10 protein-coding genes are annotated in these 19,134 nt (G+C 40.4%); 7 read left to right on the top strand and 3 right to left on the bottom strand.

Translation table 11 applies throughout. From position 1 onward, the window contains the following. Nucleotides 1–206: 206 nt before the first annotated feature. Complete coding sequence (gene coq7, locus L6C30_RS06135) at nucleotides 207–842, bottom strand: 2-polyprenyl-3-methyl-6-methoxy-1,4-benzoquinone monooxygenase (RefSeq protein ID WP_004973212.1); 636 nt, start codon at nucleotides 840–842, stop codon at nucleotides 207–209. Nucleotides 843–846: 4 nt separating this feature from the next. Then, nucleotides 847–2,166: an MFS transporter gene (locus L6C30_RS06130; RefSeq protein ID WP_019838255.1), complete on the bottom strand. Its 1,320-nt coding sequence runs from the start codon at nucleotides 2,164–2,166 to the stop codon at nucleotides 847–849. 176 nt (nucleotides 2,167–2,342) lie between these two features. Between L6C30_RS06130 and L6C30_RS06125 the strand changes: the two genes are divergently transcribed. From L6C30_RS06125 to L6C30_RS06100, 6 genes are all read left to right on the top strand, one after another. Further along, nucleotides 2,343–5,141 carry an autotransporter assembly complex family protein gene (locus L6C30_RS06125; RefSeq protein ID WP_236162653.1) on the top strand — a complete coding sequence of 933 codons (2,799 nt, stop codon included), beginning with the start codon at nucleotides 2,343–2,345 and terminating at the stop codon, nucleotides 5,139–5,141. A 21-nt stretch (nucleotides 5,142–5,162) separates the two neighbouring features. After that, nucleotides 5,163–9,674, top strand: a complete 4,512-nt coding sequence (locus tag L6C30_RS06120; RefSeq protein ID WP_236162654.1) for a translocation/assembly module TamB domain-containing protein — start codon at nucleotides 5,163–5,165, stop codon at nucleotides 9,672–9,674. 114 nt (nucleotides 9,675–9,788) lie between these two features. Continuing rightward, entirely contained in the window at nucleotides 9,789–10,148 is a 360-nt protein-coding gene (locus L6C30_RS06115; RefSeq protein ID WP_236162655.1) for a hypothetical protein, read from the top strand. A gap of 198 nt (nucleotides 10,149–10,346) precedes the next feature. After that, complete coding sequence (locus L6C30_RS06110) at nucleotides 10,347–10,616, top strand: hypothetical protein (RefSeq protein ID WP_070151968.1); 270 nt, start codon at nucleotides 10,347–10,349, stop codon at nucleotides 10,614–10,616. A gap of 296 nt (nucleotides 10,617–10,912) precedes the next feature. Beyond that, nucleotides 10,913–13,552, top strand: a complete 2,640-nt coding sequence (locus tag L6C30_RS06105) for a bifunctional aconitate hydratase 2/2-methylisocitrate dehydratase (protein WP_236162656.1) — start codon at nucleotides 10,913–10,915, stop codon at nucleotides 13,550–13,552. A 385-nt stretch (nucleotides 13,553–13,937) separates the two neighbouring features. Next, nucleotides 13,938–14,669, top strand: a complete 732-nt coding sequence (locus tag L6C30_RS06100) for a hypothetical protein (RefSeq protein ID WP_236162657.1) — start codon at nucleotides 13,938–13,940, stop codon at nucleotides 14,667–14,669. A 152-nt stretch (nucleotides 14,670–14,821) separates the two neighbouring features. On the opposite strand, the gene L6C30_RS06095 is transcribed toward L6C30_RS06100, so the two are convergent. Next, a complete protein-coding gene (locus L6C30_RS06095) occupies nucleotides 14,822–15,979 on the bottom strand; it encodes a hypothetical protein (protein WP_236162658.1) in 1,158 nt (385 codons plus the stop codon). Between the two features lie 371 nt (nucleotides 15,980–16,350). On the opposite strand from L6C30_RS06095, the gene pepN reads away from it, so the two are divergent. Continuing rightward, nucleotides 16,351–18,960, top strand: a complete 2,610-nt coding sequence (gene pepN / locus L6C30_RS06090) for an aminopeptidase N (protein ID WP_236162659.1) — start codon at nucleotides 16,351–16,353, stop codon at nucleotides 18,958–18,960. The last annotated feature ends 174 nt before the right edge of the window (nucleotides 18,961–19,134 follow it).

Raw genomic sequence — 19,134 nt, 5'->3', positions numbered from 1 at the left:
TATGAAAAACCATCAAAAACAATATTTTTCTGTATTTATACGGCTTTGCACTTAAAAAATATCCACAAAATCTGCGGATAAATCTTGGGATAAGTCAAGATCGGCTCTTTCTCTGTTATTTTTTGATCGTTTTAATCGAGATGTTTTCTATTCCAATGACATAAAAAAACGCCCACAATTGTGAGCGTTTAAGTGTTATCAATTCATTAAATATAATAACTGGTCTTGGTCATGAGCTTGGAAATCGCAGTCATGGTCAAACGTACAGGTACAGGCAAATCTACACCACCTGCTTTGAGCGCCGTATCGCGATGATGCAATTCATCTTCATTCATTTGGACTAGAATTTTACGTGAACGATCATCTTGTTCGGGTAACTGGCTGATATGATGTTCTAGATGCAGGCTCACTTGACGTTCAGTTTCTGCGACAAAGCCTAAACTGTATTTATCGCCCGCAATACCTGCTATTGCACCCATCCCAAAAGATAAACCATACCATACAGGATTAAGCAAACTGGTATGGCTGTCTAACTCTTTTAAGCGGTCTTCGCACCATGCTAAATGGTCTTGTTCTTCAATCGCTGCCTGTTCCATTTCACGACGTACATTAGGCAATTTCGCAGTTAAAGCCTGACCGTGATATAGGGCTTGCGCACAGACTTCGCCACTATGGTTTACTCGCATTAAGCCTGCAACATGACGTGCTTCACTCACTGCCAATTTTGTTTCAACCGTATTGCCTGGGTTTTCTCGTTGAGCCGAAGTTGTGCCAGGTACTAAACTACGCAAGGCTTGGTCAAATGAATGAATAAACTTGTCGATGCCTGTGTAATGACGCATGAAATTAATCCTCCAAAGAGTCTTGTGCAGTATCTAACATTGGCTTGAGCTTTAACAAGAGCCAAAGGGTGAAAACAGCACTTAAAACAGCAGTAATACTAAATAGAACTTTTAAATCAATTTCTAAGACGCTTAAAATTAAAATCGAAAAAATGGCAGATGACACCATAAAAATGGCGTTGAGAATATTATTGGCAGCAACCACACGTGCACGGTGCGAACGAGGGGAATAAGCTTGCATCATGGCATATAAGGGTACAATGTAAAAACCGCCACTAATGCCCAGCAAAGTGACTGCGCACATGACATGATAATAGCTCCACCCTTGCTGAAAGACTTCGCTTAATCCCAAAAGTGCCCCCGTTTTTTCCGGTACAAAAGCCAATGCGCCCGCCAAATAAAAAGCAAAAATGGTTAAACCGACTGCGCCAATAGGCACCATTTTAATATTGACCTCTGTACCGCCTATTTTACGGCACAGCAAAGAACCTACACCAATACCTACAGAAAATAGCGTCAGTAGTAAACTCACCACGTTTTCAGAGGCATGCAGATTTTGTTGAGTGAGTTGGGGAATTTGGGTTAAATAAGTTGCCCCATAAAACCAGTACCAAGAATTGCCCAATAAAATGAGAAAAATCATGGGTAGGCTTTTGGCATATTTTAATGTCTGAAAACTGGTACGGAAAAAATTCCAGTCAATTTGGATGTCGGGTGCTGTAACGCGTTGCGTCAGTACAAAACGGCTTGAGACATAACCAATCAGTGCAATAATCACCACAGTTAAGCTAATCCAGACTAAATTTCCTGCAGATACTGAAATCACTGCACCGCCTAGAATCATCCCTAATAAAATTGCAATAGATGTACCTGACTGGAAAATTGCATTCCCCGACATCAGTTCATGCGGTTTTAGCACTTCAGGCAAAATGGCGTATTTAATTGGACCAAAAAAGGTCGATTGTGCGCCCATTAGAAAAAGGGCAGTCAGCAACAACCACAAACTTCCTAACAAGAAACCTGCAGTCGCAATCAGCATGATGATAATTTCCAGCAATTTGATGGCACGTACCAATTGGGCGCGTTCATACTTGTCTGCCAGCTGTCCTGCGGTGGCAGAAAAAATGAAATAGGGCAAAATAAACAGCAAGGCAGCCAAATTGTTGAGGGTGCTGACATTTGCAGATTGCTGGCTAATCAATCCATAGGTAAAGACCAAAAGCAGCGCTTGTTTATATACGTTATCATTGAGTGCGCCAAAGAATTGGGTGAGAAACATCGGCAAAAAGCGACGACTCTTTAACAAATGTTCATTTTTTTTCATGCGTGATTAACTTCGTTTAGTTTTATTAAGAAATGTGACCGCTTGATATAATTGTACAGAAAATCATGTATGATGTTTCAAGTCTTGTCACTGATGTAAAAATCAAATAAATTGGTGTTTATACGCGGGTTGATTGGGGTTTTTCCATAAAAATTAAATCAGTTTAGAGTTTTTTTATGCTTGTAAATACAAACTTTAAAAAATCAGTACTGTGTTCCAGTATGCATGCCATTTTATGCTGGAATATGCCGAAAAAGCTCGGATTAAGTCTGTTTTTAGGTTTAGTTGCATCTTCAAGTTTTGCAGAAAGTCTTAAGGTACCTAACTCCAACACCCAACTCGCTGAAAATCGTACATTACTGCAGACTCCAACTGCTGAAGAAGCACAAAATTTAGCGGAAGAAATTAAACAATTGGCTGCAGCACAAGGAAAAGACAGTGCCGAAGATCTGCAAAAAATTGAAGAAGCTTTAGAGCAAACACAAACGCCTGAATTTAATAGTCTAGAAATGCTGAAACAGCAACAACAGGCAGGGGCATCTTTTGCTGAATTTCAGCCTATCGAGTTTGAAGACTTAGAAGATTTACCCATTGCACCTGTAGATCAGCAACTTGCCAATGAAATTTTTCAAGTAGCCCAACAAGCTAAACAAGAAGCGATGCTAGACCGCAATGGTCAAGAGCCTGAAACATTGGTGCAAGATGCGACACAGCAGGAGGTGCTACAAATTGATCAAGCGCCTGTAAATATTGATCAACTCATGACAAGCATTCAGGCAGACAGAAATTTTGTAGTGGAAGCCAATCCCTCAGACACCTTGACTGAATTGGGTTGGATGACGCAGGTCGAAAATGCCGATAAACCCGGTTTTTTCAGACGTTTATTGTATAAAGTCCGTCCACCGCGTGAGCTAAACACAGCCAAAGTGCCGCGTATTAGTGCTGATGTAGTCATTACCGCAAATAGCGCTAATGGTACACAAGACTCAATTGGACAAGTGTCGCCCAATGCTTATCGTACAGCGGTAGATCAGTTAAGTGCCAATATTAAGGCTAAATTGTCCAGTTTTACCCAGGAATCTTTTGCAGATTTTCCATCTGCATTGCCACAATTGCGTACGCTGTCAAATCAGGCTGCGCAAGCGGTGGGTTTTTATAATGCCGAGTTTAAGTTTGAAAAACTCAGCGAAAGCCGCGTGCGAGTGCATGTTGTGCCAAATCCACCTGTGGCGATTAAACAGCAAAATATTGAATTTACAGGCGAAGGACAATACGAGGCACAATTTCAGGTTATTGGTGTCTTGCCTGATCAAGAAGTAGATGATGTGTTTAATCATGGTTTGTATGAACAAACCAAAAAACGCATTACCGATGCAGCTTCAGATAACGGTTATTTTGATAGTTACTGGCGTCTGCATGACGTGAAAGTCGCTCAACCTCAAAATACAGCCGATATCAATTTACGTTACGAAACAGGCGAGCGTTATAAACTCGGTAACGTCGAATTTCGTATGAGCGATCCAAACCAAGAATTCCCTTTGGATATGGATATTCTGCAAAGTTTGGTCACTTGGCAGGACAATGCCGACTATACTTTTTGGCGTGTGAATGGTTTGGCCAACAACCTCACCAACTCACGTTATTTTAACTACACCTTGGTGGATACAATTCGTCCTGATCCTGTAGAGCATCCTTTGGAATTACCGCCTGATATTCAGGCTTTGGTCGATCAACAAAAACTCTCCATTTACGAGGCCACAGCAGCCGATCAAAAACGGGTGGTATCATCTCAGGAAGTGACACAATCTGTGGTGAACGAAGCTGAGTTTGCAGGAACAGAAGAAGGCACCAGTAATGATAAATTGCGCATACTACAAGCACAGCAAGAAGATAAACAATCGGAAGAAGAACGCTTAAAACAACAGGCACGTATTGATAAAAAAATTCCTGTGATTGTGACTTTAAATGCAGACCGCTTAAATAGTGCCGAAGTCGGTGCAGGTTTTGGAACTGACACAGGCGTGCGTTTGCGTGGGCAATATCGCCGTGCCATTGTCAATAAACGTGGTCACTCTTTCGATGCCAACTTGGAGCTTTCGCAAATTCGTCAAGCCATTGATGGACGCTATAACATTCCTTATAACCATCCACTGAATGATTATGTTGCGTTGGTTGGCGGTTATGAGCGTGAAGAACGTGACGATGTTGCACAAGGTGGCGGCTTGATGATTGAATCTGCGGTTGCAGGTGTAGACCGTGTGATTAAAAAACCAATGGGCAGTTGGCAACATACTTTTGGTTTACGTTATCGACTAGATCGCTTGACCGAAGATGGCACTGTGTTTTTAACTAAACCTGATGCGTTTATTGCCAATGGTGACGTCGAGCAACAATCGTTATTGCTTGGCTATGAAGTTTCACGTACTGACAGCAACCGTCGTGTTAATCCAAGCAAGGGTTTCCGTCAAATTTATAAAGTAGAACTAGGAAGTGAATCACTGCTCAGTGATGCAGATTTAGCCATTCTGAATGCAGGTTGGCGTTTTATATATTCATTGGGTGAAAATGACGACCATCAGTTTGTCGGGCGTAGTGACTTAGGTTATATCTACACCGAAGATTTTAATAAAGTGCCGTATAACTTGCGTTATTTTACCGGAGGCGACCAGTCTTTACGTGGCTTTGACTACAAGTCTTTATCACCACAAATCGAAGGCTTTAAAATTGGTGGTCAGGCTTTGGCAGTAGGTTCATTAGAATATAACTATCAATTCAAAGAGGGTTGGCGCGCAGCCGTATTTAGTGATTTTGGTAATGCTTACGATAAAGACTTTAGCAACGATCCCGAATATAGCGTAGGTCTAGGGGTGCGTTGGGCATCACCGATTGGTCCAATTCGGATAGATGTGGCTTCTGGCATTTCAGATGACAATCATCCAATCCGTTTACATTTCTTTATTGGCTCTCAACTATAAATTTAAGACTTAGAGAACATTATGGCTGAAGTTGAACAGCAACCAGTAATCCCAGTAACGCCACCTAAAAAGCGTCGAATACTCAGGAGTGTTTTATTGTCACTGCTGTTGATGCTGGTGTTATTGGTGTCCGCTTTGGTGTTGATGTTCTCAACAGACCGTGGCTCAAAGTTCTTATTAGATAGTGTGTTGCAGCGCCAAGAAATTATTCATTATGAATATGAAGGCGGTAATTTATGGCGCGGGATTATTTTGCGCAATATCATCGTCAGCTTAAAACCTGTTGATGTCAAAATTGACCGTGCCGATGTCATTCTTGGTTGGCGTGCCATACTAGATAAGGAAATCCATCTTAACCGTGCCGATGTGCGTAATCTGCGGATTTATCCAAAAGGCCCACCGAGTGATGATCCATTCAAATTCAATGAAATCCGTTTACCTTTTGTTTTGCGTTTAGATACTGCCGATGTCGATCATTTATTGATTCAAACCGCTTCTGGAACTCAGGTCGAGTTTTACGATATTCATTTAAACAATGCCTTATGGTCAGGCACAGAGCTTAAATTTGAAGACTCCAAGATGGATATGGAGTATTTGAATGTACGTAATGCCATAGGCAATATGAAGTTTGAGGGTAAATATCCGCTTAATGTGGTGGGGGTTTTAAATATCCCATCTTTACATAACAGCTTAAATATTCACGATATTAAGGTGGTTGGCAAAGGCACGCTCGATACAGTTCAGGCAGGTGTTGCAACAAATACGCCTGACTTGCTCACAGGATGGGTAGTGTTGCACCCTATGCGCAAACAAGTGCCCATGTTTGGTGAGTTACAATTTAAAGACTACCGTTGGCCGATTTTGACCGAGCAGGAACTTTTTACTCAAGCGGGCGCAGCCAAATTTAAAGGCGACATTAACCGTTTAGATATTGATGTCAATACGGATTTGAGTGGTAAAAATATTCCTAAAGGTCAATATTCAGGTTTGATGTATACCGATTTAGTTCATCAACTGAATATCAGTAATTTAAATGCACAACTCATGCAAGGTGCAGCTAACTTGGCGGGTATCGTCAATTGGGATAAAAAAGTGAGTTGGGATTTAACAGGGCGTTTGGATAAAATTAATCCTAAAGATCCAATAATTCCTCAAGTGGTCAAAGACTTTTTACCGCCAAGTTTAGATGCCAATTTGACTTCTAAAGGTCATTTGGAAAAAGGTACGCATTTAACTGCACAAGTTGATTTTGACCAATATGAAACTTGGAATTTAAAACTCGATCAAAACCCTGCGCAGGGCAAAGCGGCGAATCCTATGCTGCTTGATGTGCGTTGGAATAACATAGACCGTGCTGTGCCGTATGTGGGTTGGTTAAAAAGTGAGTCGGGTGATGTGCAATTGGCCTTAGTAGAAGGTCAGCAAGATATTTTTGTGGCGAGTAAAGTCAGCACACATGAAAAAACCATGTTACCTGCGGGCATGTACCAAGCCAAATTGAATTTAAAGAATAATCGTTTAAATATTCCTAATTTTAAATTTGATACTGCAGATAGTCATTTGGCAGGCAGCGCCGTCATTGATTTACCAACTGATAAACGTCAGTTGAAATGGAATGCGGTATTGGCTGCGAAAAACTTTAATCCGCAAAGTATCAGCACCGCAGCACCTGTTAATGTGTTAAATGGGCAGTTTAAAGCCAATGGTTTTGCATTGCCGAATCAGCAAATTATTCATTTGAAAGATATTAATTTGACAGGGCGTTTGGTCAATCAAAATGAAAACGTACATTTAACTGGGCAAAGCACCATCGCTTTATTGTTCCATGATGTGAAAGCTGGTAGTGGCTTTAAAAGTTTTGCCGTGAATTATGATGGTGGGTTAAATGCCAGTGCCATTCAAGGCAGTGAAGGACATTTAAAACTAAAATTATCGGGTACGCCGGAACTAATTAAAATTAGCGACTTACGCCATAATGGTGTTGCAGGGCAAATTGTGGCGGATGGTTTGCTGCATTTGAATCAGGGGGTGAGCTGGAATTTAAACGCTTCTTTAATTCGCTTTAAGCCGCACTATTTTGTGTCCAGTGTACGTGGTGAATTATCGGGCAATATTCGCACTCAAGGTATTTGGTCAGACACTCAAAAACGGATCAACATTGAACGTCTGAATTTGGCAGGCATGCTCAATAATAAACCTGTACGTGGTACGGGGAATTTAGCTTTGTTGATTGATGACAATCAAAAAGGCTTTTTTCCACGACAGTTTGAAGCCAATAATCTATTTTTGTCTTATGCCAAAAATCAATTACAAGCGACGGGGAATGCACAAAATCTGCGTATTAAAGTCAATGCGCCTGCTTTATACGAAATTTATTCAGGGTTGCGTGGGCGAGCTTATGGCTATATCAATGTACAGTCGCAGCCACGCTTACAAGCCACTGCCAATCTTGCAGTTGATCAATTTAGTTTAAATAATATTTTTAGTGTGCGTAAATTGCGCCTACAAGGTGAGTTGCCAACTTCAGAAAATACACCAACACTGATGAAGGCATCCATTGAAAATTTACGCAGTGGTAACCGCGGCATTGATCACGGGCAAATTTCTTTGGCAGGTACACGTCAGGCGCATATTTTAAAACTTGAAGCTGAAAATAAGCTGAGTAAGTTTTATGTGCAATTGGCAGGTGGTTTAAATGCACAAAATGATTGGATGGGACAAATTCAGAAAGGGGATTTTGACTCGTTAAGAACCCACTTGGCACAGCGCCAAAACGCAGCCGTCATTTATCAACATAAAACCAATGAGCTGTATGTAGGTGCGCATTGCTGGATGAGTCAGCAAAGTCAATTGTGTTTTGATCAACCTATTCGCGTGAGTAAAACCAAAGCCAATGCTTCATTTGTAACTCAAAACTTAGACTTAAATGACTTTTCTGCATTTATGCCTGAAGGTTTGGCGATTACAGGTAAGGTCAATGGATATGCCAAAGCGGCATGGGCAAAAGGTCAAAAGCCAAAAATTGATGCTCATTTGGTAACGCGTGATGGCGTCATTGGACTTGCTGGGGACGATCCGCAAGATATTGGCTCTACCTTGCGCTATGAACAAGTGGCTGTGGTCGCAAAAAGCATTGCCGAAGGGCTGAAATTGCGTGTAGATGTGAAAACACCTGAAATTGGTACGGGTTATGCCAATCTACTAATCGATCCTTACGCTAAAAATATGCCAATGCGCGGTGAAATTGCCTTTGATCAGGTACAACTCAAAGTTTTTAAACCGTTTGTTGCCGATGTGCGCACAATGGCAGGGACTTTGTCTTTTGCAGGGAAAGTCAACGGGACTTTGACTTCACCATTGCTCACAGGTGAAATGCGCCTGAAAGATGGTGCGATCAGCATGATTTCGTTACCTGTAAATCTGACCAATGTGCAGGTCTATTCCTCTATCCGCCAAGATCAAGCCAGCATTAATGGCGCATTTAACAGCGGTGGTGGTGTAGGGCGTTTAACGGGCAGTGTGGATTGGAAAAATGATCCGCGTATTCAGTTAAATTTAAACGGTAAAGACTTATTAATTCGTCAAGCACCGCTAATTACTGCAATGATTACGCCAGATGTATCCTTAGATGTTTTACCTTTCCAGAAAAAACTGAGTTTAAAAGGACGTGTAGATGTACCTCGGGCTTTAATTTCTATGCCTGAAGTGTCTGCACCTGTGGTTAACGTATCTTCGGATGTGCGTGTGGTGCATGAGGGACAAGATCAGCTGGCATTGTTGCGTTCAGCTCGTCCATGGGATATTCGTGCCGACCTTGAGCTGAATTTGGGTGATCGGGTTATTTTCCAAGGGTTTAATAGTCGTATTCCACTGCTTGGACGTTTGTATTTATCCCAACGTGGTTTAGAAACTGCAATGCGTGCCAATGGTGCGATTGGGGTAAGCCAACGTGTGAAAATTGAAGCCTATGGACAAAGTCTGGATTTGAACCGTGCAATTGCGCGTTTTAATGGCCCAATTTCTAACCCAACTTTAGACATGGATGCCAATAAAAACGTACAGGGCAGTATGGTCGGCTTTAGAGTCACAGGCACAGCCAGTAGTCCGAATATTCAGGTGTATAACGATGCAGGCTTATCTGAACAAGAAGCATTAAATGCCTTGATTACAGGTCGTATCAATGAAGGTACCAGTGGCTTGAGTCAGACCGAAAGCTTTAAGTCAGACGTCAACAATACCATTGCCGCGGCTGGTATTAGTATGGGCTTAGGGGGTACACGTGCCTTGACCAATCAAATTGGACGCACCTTTGGTTTAAGTGGCTTGGCGCTTGATGCTCAGGGTACAGGTGATGATACCCAAGTCAGTTTGACGGGTTATATCACCCCAGACTTGTTTATCCGTTATGGCGTAGGGGTTTTCACACCTGTCAATAAATTGACTTTGCGCTATCAAATGAATAAACGATTGTATTTGGAAGCCAGCCAAGCTTTAGAACGTGCCGTGGATATTTTCTATAACTGGCGCTTCTAACAGCAACCTTACTTTAAAATGCGTTCTATCAGAGCGCATTTTTTAAGCTTGTGCATGGATAGTTTCGTATTTATGTCAACTTTTGATTATCATAAGCACAACAGGAGAGCTTCAATGAAAAAGATTTTGGTGGTGACTGCAGTGCTTGCATTAATGGGTTGTGCAGAAAAGAAACCCTTAACCCCTGAAGAACAATGGCAAGGCTATTGCCGAAGTGTTGGCAATGCTGCGCGTACCATCATGCTAGATCGTCAAAATGCGATTGAAAAAGAACGTGCCATTGAGCATGCCAATAAAATTGAAGATGACATTACCCGTAATTTTATCTCAGAGATTATTGAGCAAGTATATGCATTGCCACTTGAAGAAATTAATGCTGATGTTGATGCGGCACGTGAAAAAGTCCGTGCGAAATTTACCGAAAAATGTATTGCGACACCTCATGATAAAATGCCTAATTACAAACCGTTCTAAAGGAACGGTTTTTTTGTGAAATAAAATTGAAACATGTTTTGAAGTTTTTACTATTTTTTACTGATAAATAATCTAAGTTAATCAAACGTCTAAAACAAAATTAATAACAAATAAATTGTGACAAGATCTAAATCTTAAAACTAGTAAAGCTTATCTTTTTCATGAATAATAAAAAAACAACAACAGTAGGAGCGCATAATGGAAGTAGTTGCTTACCTGCAGAATGCAGATTTGCTCTTAGAAGATGAACAAGGTGTCGCGGTGATTGGCGGCAGTTATTATGTGTTGAGTTTAGGTGATCGGTTATACTTACGTCAGCAAATTGATGCACTTGCAAAGATATATCAAGTTCAAATTACATTTACCAGCGCAGAACATTGCATGCTGCATGAAGATGAAATTCAAGTCAAGTTTGAAGGTAGTCGTGAACAATTACAGCACTATCTTCAAGCCACAACAGTACACTAAGGTGGAATATCCAATACAGGTAAAAAGAGGCAACATTTAGTTGCTTTTTTTTGATGGTTAATTTTAGTCAAAAGTTAATATGTGCAAGAAAAGCGTGTTCTAAGTATTGATTTTGCTTAATGTATAAACGATATGAGGATCATTTATTTATAAAATAACGGGCATCACGAAGAAACACTTGTAGTGCATTAACTTTTAACTGGAATTTTAGTAAAATTTAGCAGTCCATATTATTTGCGTAGCTTTATTTAAAGCAGGAATACGTAAATAATTTTTTAAAAAAGAGGAATAACACCGTGCTAGAAGCTTACCGCCAACACGTTGAAGAACGTGCCGCACTCGGAGTCCCACCGAAGCCACTTGACGATGCTCAAACAGCTGCATTAGTTGAATTATTAAAAAACCCACCAGCTGGCGAAGAAGCATTTTTAGTTGATTTACTAGAAAACCGTGTGCCTGCAGGTGTTGACCAAGCGGCATACGTTAAAGCTGCTTTCTTAGCTGCTGTAGCAAAAGGTGAAGCAACCTCTCCACTCGTTTCTAAAGAGCGTGCTGTTTACTTACTAGGCACAATGCTTGGTGGTTATAACGTAGCACCTTTAGTAGACCTTTTAGACAATGCTGAATTGGGTGGCTTAGCAGCTGAAGCATTGAAAAAAACTTTGCTTGTATTTGACGCATTCCATGACGTAGCAGACAAAGCAAAAGCAGGTAACGAAAACGCGAAAGCAGTTTTACAATCTTGGGCTGATGCTGAGTGGTTCACATCGCGTCCAGATGTTCCTGAAGAAATCAAACTTACAGTCTTCAAAGTAACTGGCGAAACCAACACTGATGACTTGTCACCAGCACAAGACGCATGGAGCCGTCCAGACATTCCATTGCACGCAAATGCGATGTTGAAAAACGTACGTGATGGCATCAACCCAGAAGTTCCTGGTGAAGTTGGTCCATTAAGCCAAATCAAAGAATTGATCGCCAAAGGCAACCAAGTTGCTTACGTCGGTGACGTTGTAGGTACAGGTTCAAGCCGTAAATCTGCAACAAACTCTGTACTTTGGTTCTTCGGTAACGAAATTCCACACATTCCAAACAAAAAAGAAGGCGGTTACTGCTTAGGCGGTAAAATTGCGCCAATCTTCTTTAACACAATGGAAGATGCGGGTGCGTTACCTGTTGAGATCGATGTTTCTAACATGAACATGGGTGATGAAATCACGCTTAAAATCGACCATGCTGCTGCTAAAGTAGCAGCGTTCAAAGACGGCGTACAAATCGCTGAATCTGAACTTAAAACTCCAGTGCTTCTAGACGAAGTACGTGCGGGTGGTCGTATTAACTTGATCGTTGGTCGTGGTTTGACAACTAAAGCGCGTGAAGCTTTAGGTCTTGCACCATCTACTTTGTTCCGTACTCCAGTACAACCTGCTGACTCTGGTAAAGGCTTCACTCAAGCTCAAAAAATGGTAGGTCGCGCTTGTGGTCTTCCAGAAGGTCAAGGTGTTCGTCCAGGTACTTACTGCGAACCTAAGATGACAACTGTTGGTTCTCAAGATACAACAGGTCCAATGACTCGTGACGAATTAAAAGACTTAGCATGCTTAGGTTTCTCTGCAGACCTCGTTATGCAATCTTTCTGTCACACAGCTGCGTATCCAAAACCAGTTGACGTACAAATGCAACACTCGCTTCCTGACTTCATCATGAACCGTGGTGGTGTTTCTTTACGTCCAGGTGACGGTATTATCCACTCTTGGTTAAACCGTATGCTTCTTCCAGATACAGTAGGTACTGGTGGTGACTCGCATACTCGTTTCCCAATTGGTATTTCATTCCCAGCAGGTTCTGGTCTTGTAGCGTTTGCTGCAGCAACTGGTGTTATGCCACTTGACATGCCTGAGTCTGTACTTGTGAAGTTCAAAGGTAAAATGCAGCCTGGTATCACGCTTCGTGACCTTGTACATGCGATTCCTTACTACGCAATTAAAGAAGGTGACTTAACTGTAGAGAAGAAAGGTAAGAAAAACATCTTCTCTGGTCGTATCTTAGAAATCGACTTAACAGAAATGGAAACTGACTTGACTGTTGAGCAAGCATTTGAATTATCTGATGCTTCTGCTGAACGTTCAGCTGCTGGTTGTTCTATCACACTTTCTGAAGAGAAAGTTGCTGAATACCTTCGTTCAAACATCACTATGCTTAAGTGGATGATCTCTGAAGGTTATGGCGACGCGCGTACTATGGCTCGTCGTGTTGAGAACATGGAAAAATGGTTAGCGAACCCATCACTTCTTAAAGCTGATGCTGACGCTGAATACACGAAAGTGTATGAAATTGACCTTGCCGACATCAAAGAACCTATCCTTTGCTGCCCGAACGATCCAGATGATGCAAAACTTCTTTCTGACGTTCAAGGCGACAAAATTGATGAAGTATTCATCGGTTCTTGTATGACAAACATCGGTCACTTCCGTGCTGCTGGTAAGCTATTAGACAAAGTTCCTGGTGGTTCTTTATCTACTCGTCTATGGTTAGCGCCTCCAACTCGTATGGATGAGCGTCAATTGATGGAAGAAGGCTTCTACAACACTTATGGTAAAGCTGGTGCACGTACAGAAATGCCAGGTTGTTCATTGTGTATGGGTAACCAAGCACGTGTAGCGCCGAACACAACTGTTGTATCAACTTCTACACGTAACTTCCCGAACCGTTTAGGTCAAGGTGCAAACGTATACTTAGCTTCTGCTGAGCTTGCATCTGTTGCTGCGGTACTTGGTAAGTTACCAACACCAGAAGAATACCAACAGTACGCTTCTCAAATCGACAGCATGTCTGCTGACATCTACAAGTACTTGAACTTTGACAAGATGGAAAGCTACACAGACGCTGCTGCGAACGTAGACACTAAAAAAATTGCTGCTGCTCAGTTGACCTAAGTCAGAAAAAGCAAAGCTGAATAAGCTTTGCTTTAACGCAAAAGCAAATTTATGATTTGTTTGAGTGTTGAGCAATAAGTAAGGTAAGGGCTGATGATTCAGCCCTTATTTTTTTGTAAAATTACCACTCATCTTAAAATAATGAGATGCATCTCACAAAATATATAAATTTCGATATATAATTAAAGAATAAATATAATTTTTGGTAAAAAACTTAATTAAATTAAATGTTTATTTTTAATTTTTTTAAAAAATTGTTTATTTTTTAGTAGCTTACTATAATGAAAAAAAGAAATTGTATGTTTTTTGAAATTTTTAGTTAACTTCTCATCTGCACGCAGCTTTTAAGATTTCAGACGCCAAAATATAAAACTGAGATGTTCACATGAATATAATTGAAACAGTTTTTGACTTTAAAGCGCTTTCAACGCAGCAACAGCACTATTTTTTTGAAAAATTATATCAATTTGACCAAATAATTTTCCCTAATTCTAGCTTAGAGGAATTCAAAGCATTTGTTTATGCGCCAGATGCGATTGCAGTGACGATTATTCATTATCACTGTAATGGAGAATTAGTTGGGCAAAACGTCATTCCTATTCTTCAGATTCAGTGCAATAACCAAACTATGTATGTCGTGAATTCACGTGCAGGTTTTTTGCCCGAATACCAAAAGCAAAACCTCACTATTCAAAGTGCGGTTAAAGCGATGTTGAATAGACGTTTTAAACATCCATTTATTCCTTTATGGTTCGTCATTACGATTAACCAGCCTAAAATATATTCTTTATTTGCCTCACGTTCACAAAACTTTTTCCCAAGGGTGGGGAAAAGTACACCGAAAGAATATTGTGAAATCTTAAAGATTATGGCGGCGCGTTATCCAGAAGTGCAAAAACGCTGCAATGGTGTTTATGTGCATGAAACTACGTCTCCAATGCGAAATGTAGCGCAATTGGAAAGCTTAAGAGCGCATCAAGATGTACACTGCAATTTCTTTTTACAACATGCTCCTGACTATTTTGATGGTTGGGGGATTATGTGCATTTGTAAGTTAGACAGTCGCACATTATCAGAAACGGCTATGAATTTAGCGCTAAATCGTAAAGTTAGTTAATTGCTAGAAAATATAAAATTTGAAGGTTTGCATATTGCTCAACTGGTGTAGCATCTAAAGTAAAAGAGCTTCTATAAACAAACACAACATTCAATGCCATGCAGTAATCTGACATCACATGATGACATTTCTTTCTCGTTTATAGCTGCAACTTATTGCGTAAAGTAATGGTCTTGGTGTTTACAGTTACGACAAAATAATGACACGTAATTTTCTGCGTCATAATCGACTGTCAGTTCATCAGAACCACAATGCATGCAGCGTTTGAGTGAATAAAATTTAAGTCGCGCTTCAATTTTTTTCCATGAACGCCAAACGGGTTGGAAGAAAATTCGCTCGTCATATCCTAAAAATCGGAAGAACAAAATTTCGCTCATATAACTGAACGGTAAATTAGGTGGACGTGGCAGTGTCGAGGTTTCCCATTTTTCATTTACTGCACGTTCACGATACTGCTGTAAGGTTTTTTTTAGCAAGTTGGTATTAATAAAGTTTTCGTTGCGCGGTTTAAGTGCTTTTTGTTGGTACAAATATTCCAGTGCAGTTTGGATTAAGTAATAAATTTGTCCAACCGCAAGAACGTCTAGTAAGCGGTAGCAAAAAGTTTGAAAACTATGGTTTCCCGCAATTTGTATGCCCCAAGTCCGACAATAAAACTGCATGAACTGCACAATTTCTTGATACAATAATAAGTACAGCGCATCTTTAACTTCATCTGCCGTTTTAAACGGTGTGCCCATGCTTAGGTTTTCATAAAACCAGTTGCGGAGTTGCTGGGCGATACTGAACAAACTGGGTTCTGAATATCCATCTAATCGGACATTAATGTAATATTGTTGTGCATTTTCGGCAAAATCTTTAGCAATCAGAATTTGTTCTTTCAGCAAGTGTTTGATCATGCCGTGCTGAAAAAAATAGTTGGGGGTAATATTCAAATACTTAATTTTTTCCCAATCTATAAATTCTTCATGTGGAATATGTTCCTGTGCATGCTGATCTAAAATACTCAATAAGAATAATTTATCTATAAAACGCAGCTGATTTAATTCGCGTTCAGGTGCATCCTGTTTTTTTAATTTTTGTTGTTCTTGCAAGCGGGTTTCCGCCATGATTTTTTTACGTTGCTGGGTGCAACTTGAGCAATGACAGTTTTGTTGTTGGCTATTTTGAAAGATGCGATGTTCACAATGGCTACATTGGTGAAAATTTAATTCCTGCTCATATTGTTCTGCTTCTACCCAATACATAGATGCCTGACACAAAGGGCATAATGTGCTTTCATCTAATTGTTTTTGCAGAATTTGTAGCATTGTGAAATAGAAGCTCAAGTAAATGGTTATATAGCATTATACATGCCTTGTGAACTGAAAAGGGGAAGCTTCTGTGCTTTTGATCATCATCAAAATTAGCATGTGTTGGTTGTATTTGAAGCGAAGTTGCGTATCGAAATATTAAATTTACAGCTAATAGCAATACAGGTATTGATTTATATCGTCTGCTTTTATGTTACTTGTACAGGATTAGTCCAGATAGGATTGAAAAGCTTGGGTTGAGCGCCCATATCAATCAGCAGTGTTAATTAAGATTGAAATAGATTGTGCGCAGACAGATGCTGAAAGTTGTCGTATGATCATTGCAACTTCACAAAAACAAGCGCATCGCCACAAAGAATGAGGACAAGATGAATATTGCAGCAAATCCTATGGTTGAAGCCAACCAAACTATCTATTTAAAAGACTATCAAAAACCTTCATTCTTGGTGGATGCTGTAGAGCTAGATATTCAAGTCTATGCAAATTACACCCAAGTGGGTGCAACATTGAAAATGCAGCGTCAGACTGCAGGCGATTTGGTGTTATTGGGGCGTGATTTAGAATTAAAATCCATTATTTTGAATGGTACTGAATTATCAGAAAGTGACTATCAATTAGATAGTGAGCAACTCTGCATTGCAAATGCACCCGATCAGGTCACGTTAGAAACCATCGTGATCATTCATCCTGAAAGCAATACGCAACTCGAAGGCTTATATCAGGCAAGTTCTGATTTATTTGTTACGCAAAATGAGCCTGAAGGTTTCCGTAAAATTACCTTCTATCCTGACCGCCCAGACGTATTATCGTTATTTACCACACGTGTCGAAGCCGATAAAAAATATCCTGTGTTGTTGGCAAATGGTAATTTGTTAGAAACAGGCGAAGCAGGTGAGGGTCGCCATTATGCGATTTGGCAAGATCCGACCAAAAAGCCAAGCTATTTATTTGCTTGTGTGATTGGTGATTTGGCAGTCATGAAAGACCATTACGTGACATCTGAAGGACGTAATGTAGCACTGGAAATCTATGCTGAAGAAAAAGACATTCCAAAATGCAAAATTGCCATGCAAGCGTTAAAACATTCGATGCGTTGGGATGAAGAGCATTATGGCCTACCGTATGATTTAGACAATTATATGATCGTGGCGACCAGTGCTTTTAATATGGGCGCAATGGAAAATAAAGGTCTGAATATTTTTAATACTTCATGTGTGTTGGCAGATGAAGAATACACCACAGATGCCGCAATTATGCGTGTGCAGTCTGTCATTGCACATGAATATTTTCATAACTGGACAGGGAACCGTATTACTTGTCGTGACTGGTTCCAACTATGTTTGAAAGAAGGTTTAACCGTTTTCCGTGATCAATCTTTCTCTGAAGATTTACAGTCTGCCGCAGTACAGCGTATTGATGATGTGGCGGTACTCAAAGCACATCAATTCCCTGAAGATTCTGGGCCGTTATCGCACCCACCACGTCCAGATCATTTTGTAGAAATTAATAACTTTTATACCGCAACAGTCTATGAAAAAGGTGCGGAAATTAACCGCATGATGTCAACTTTACTTGGTAAAGAAAAATTCCGTAAAGGAAGTGATGAATATTTCCGTCGTCATGATGGACAAGCAGTGACGGTTGAAGATTGGGTCAATGCTTTAAGCGCAGGTTCAGGTGTCGATTTATCTAATTTCCTGACTTGGTACAATCAACCTGGCACACCAAAACTTGAAGTGCAGGGCGAATACGATGCGACTACACAGGTTTATCGCTTAAATTTAAAACAAAGCCTGAAAAGTAATGCCAAATATCCAAATTTAAAAGCACTACCTATTCCTGTTGCACTGGCACTGTTCAATGCTGAAACAGGCGAGCAATTTATTTTGCAGTCTGACGCTTTGGTTGAGAATTCAGTGAAAGATGGCGTGTATTTGTTTGATCAGGGGCAAGCAAGTATTGAATTTAGTGGTGTAACAGCACATCCCGTTGTTTCTTTATTGCGTAATTTTTCTGCACCTGTGAATTTGGAATTTAACTATTCTAATGATGAATTGGCATTTTTAATGCAGCACGAAACCAATGGTTTTAACCAGTGGCAGGCGACTCAGACGCTATTGGAACGTATTTTATTGGAAGAACATGCGGCAGATACTTATTTGCAAGCCATGAAAAATACAATACCTGCTTTAATTGAAAAAGATCCTTTGTTGGCATCGCGTATTTTTGATGTTCCTTCCGAAAGCTATTTGGGCAGCCGCATAGATCAAAATTATCAACCTGAAAAAATTCAGCAACAACGCAATGCGTTGTTAGCTACATTAGCTCGGGAACTTGGTGCACTCTGCAAAGAAACCTATTTAAGTCTTGATCCAGACATGCAGCTAGATTTCTCTCAAGCGATGGGTGTACGTGCGTTAAAAAATATCATGTTGGCATTAATGGCACGTCAGGGCGATGCCGAAGCGTTTGAGTTGGCACAGCAGCAATACCATACCACTCGAAATATGTCTGAGCGTTTAGGGGCATTGCGTGTCTTGGTATGGAATGATGCACCGCAGGCCAAAGCTACTTTGGAAGATTTTTATTCACGTTTTAAAAATGAAGCTTTGGCACTTGATCAGTGGTTTATGGTTCAAGCTTCACATCCTAAAGCGACTGCTGAAACCATTCATGCATTAACTGCGCATCCTGATTATGATTTGGGCACACCAAACCGTATTCGTTCAGTCAGTGGAGGTTTAAATAGCAACCCTGTGAATACATGGAGTTTCGGTGTTCAGCATTTTATTGACTTAACCAAGTATTTGGACGACAAAAACCCAATTGTAGGTTCGCGTTTATTGCAAGTATTGTCACGTTGGTACACCTTGGCAGAGCCACAGCGTAGTCAAGTACAAGCTGCATTGCTAAGTTTGCAGTCTGTAGTGAAATCTAAAAACGTGGTTGAGACCTTAAATAGTATGTTAGGGGTTTAAACTATAAAATTAAAAGCCATTTCATCCATTCGTTGAAATGGCTTTTTTGTGGCTGGAATATATTAGATCTCTTGCGAAAGTAAAAACCACCTCAATCTAAGTTTCATGAGATATCAGAACTTAAACCGTTTTTCAGATTCTGAATTTAAACGCTTGGTTGGCGTACCTCGACCA

The organism is Acinetobacter sp. KAM396, assembly GCF_021602765.1.
Classification (GTDB): domain Bacteria; phylum Pseudomonadota; class Gammaproteobacteria; order Pseudomonadales; family Moraxellaceae; genus Acinetobacter; species Acinetobacter towneri_A.
The sequence above is the reverse complement of the archived record's forward strand: the minus strand, read 5'-3'. Positions and strand labels throughout refer to the sequence as shown.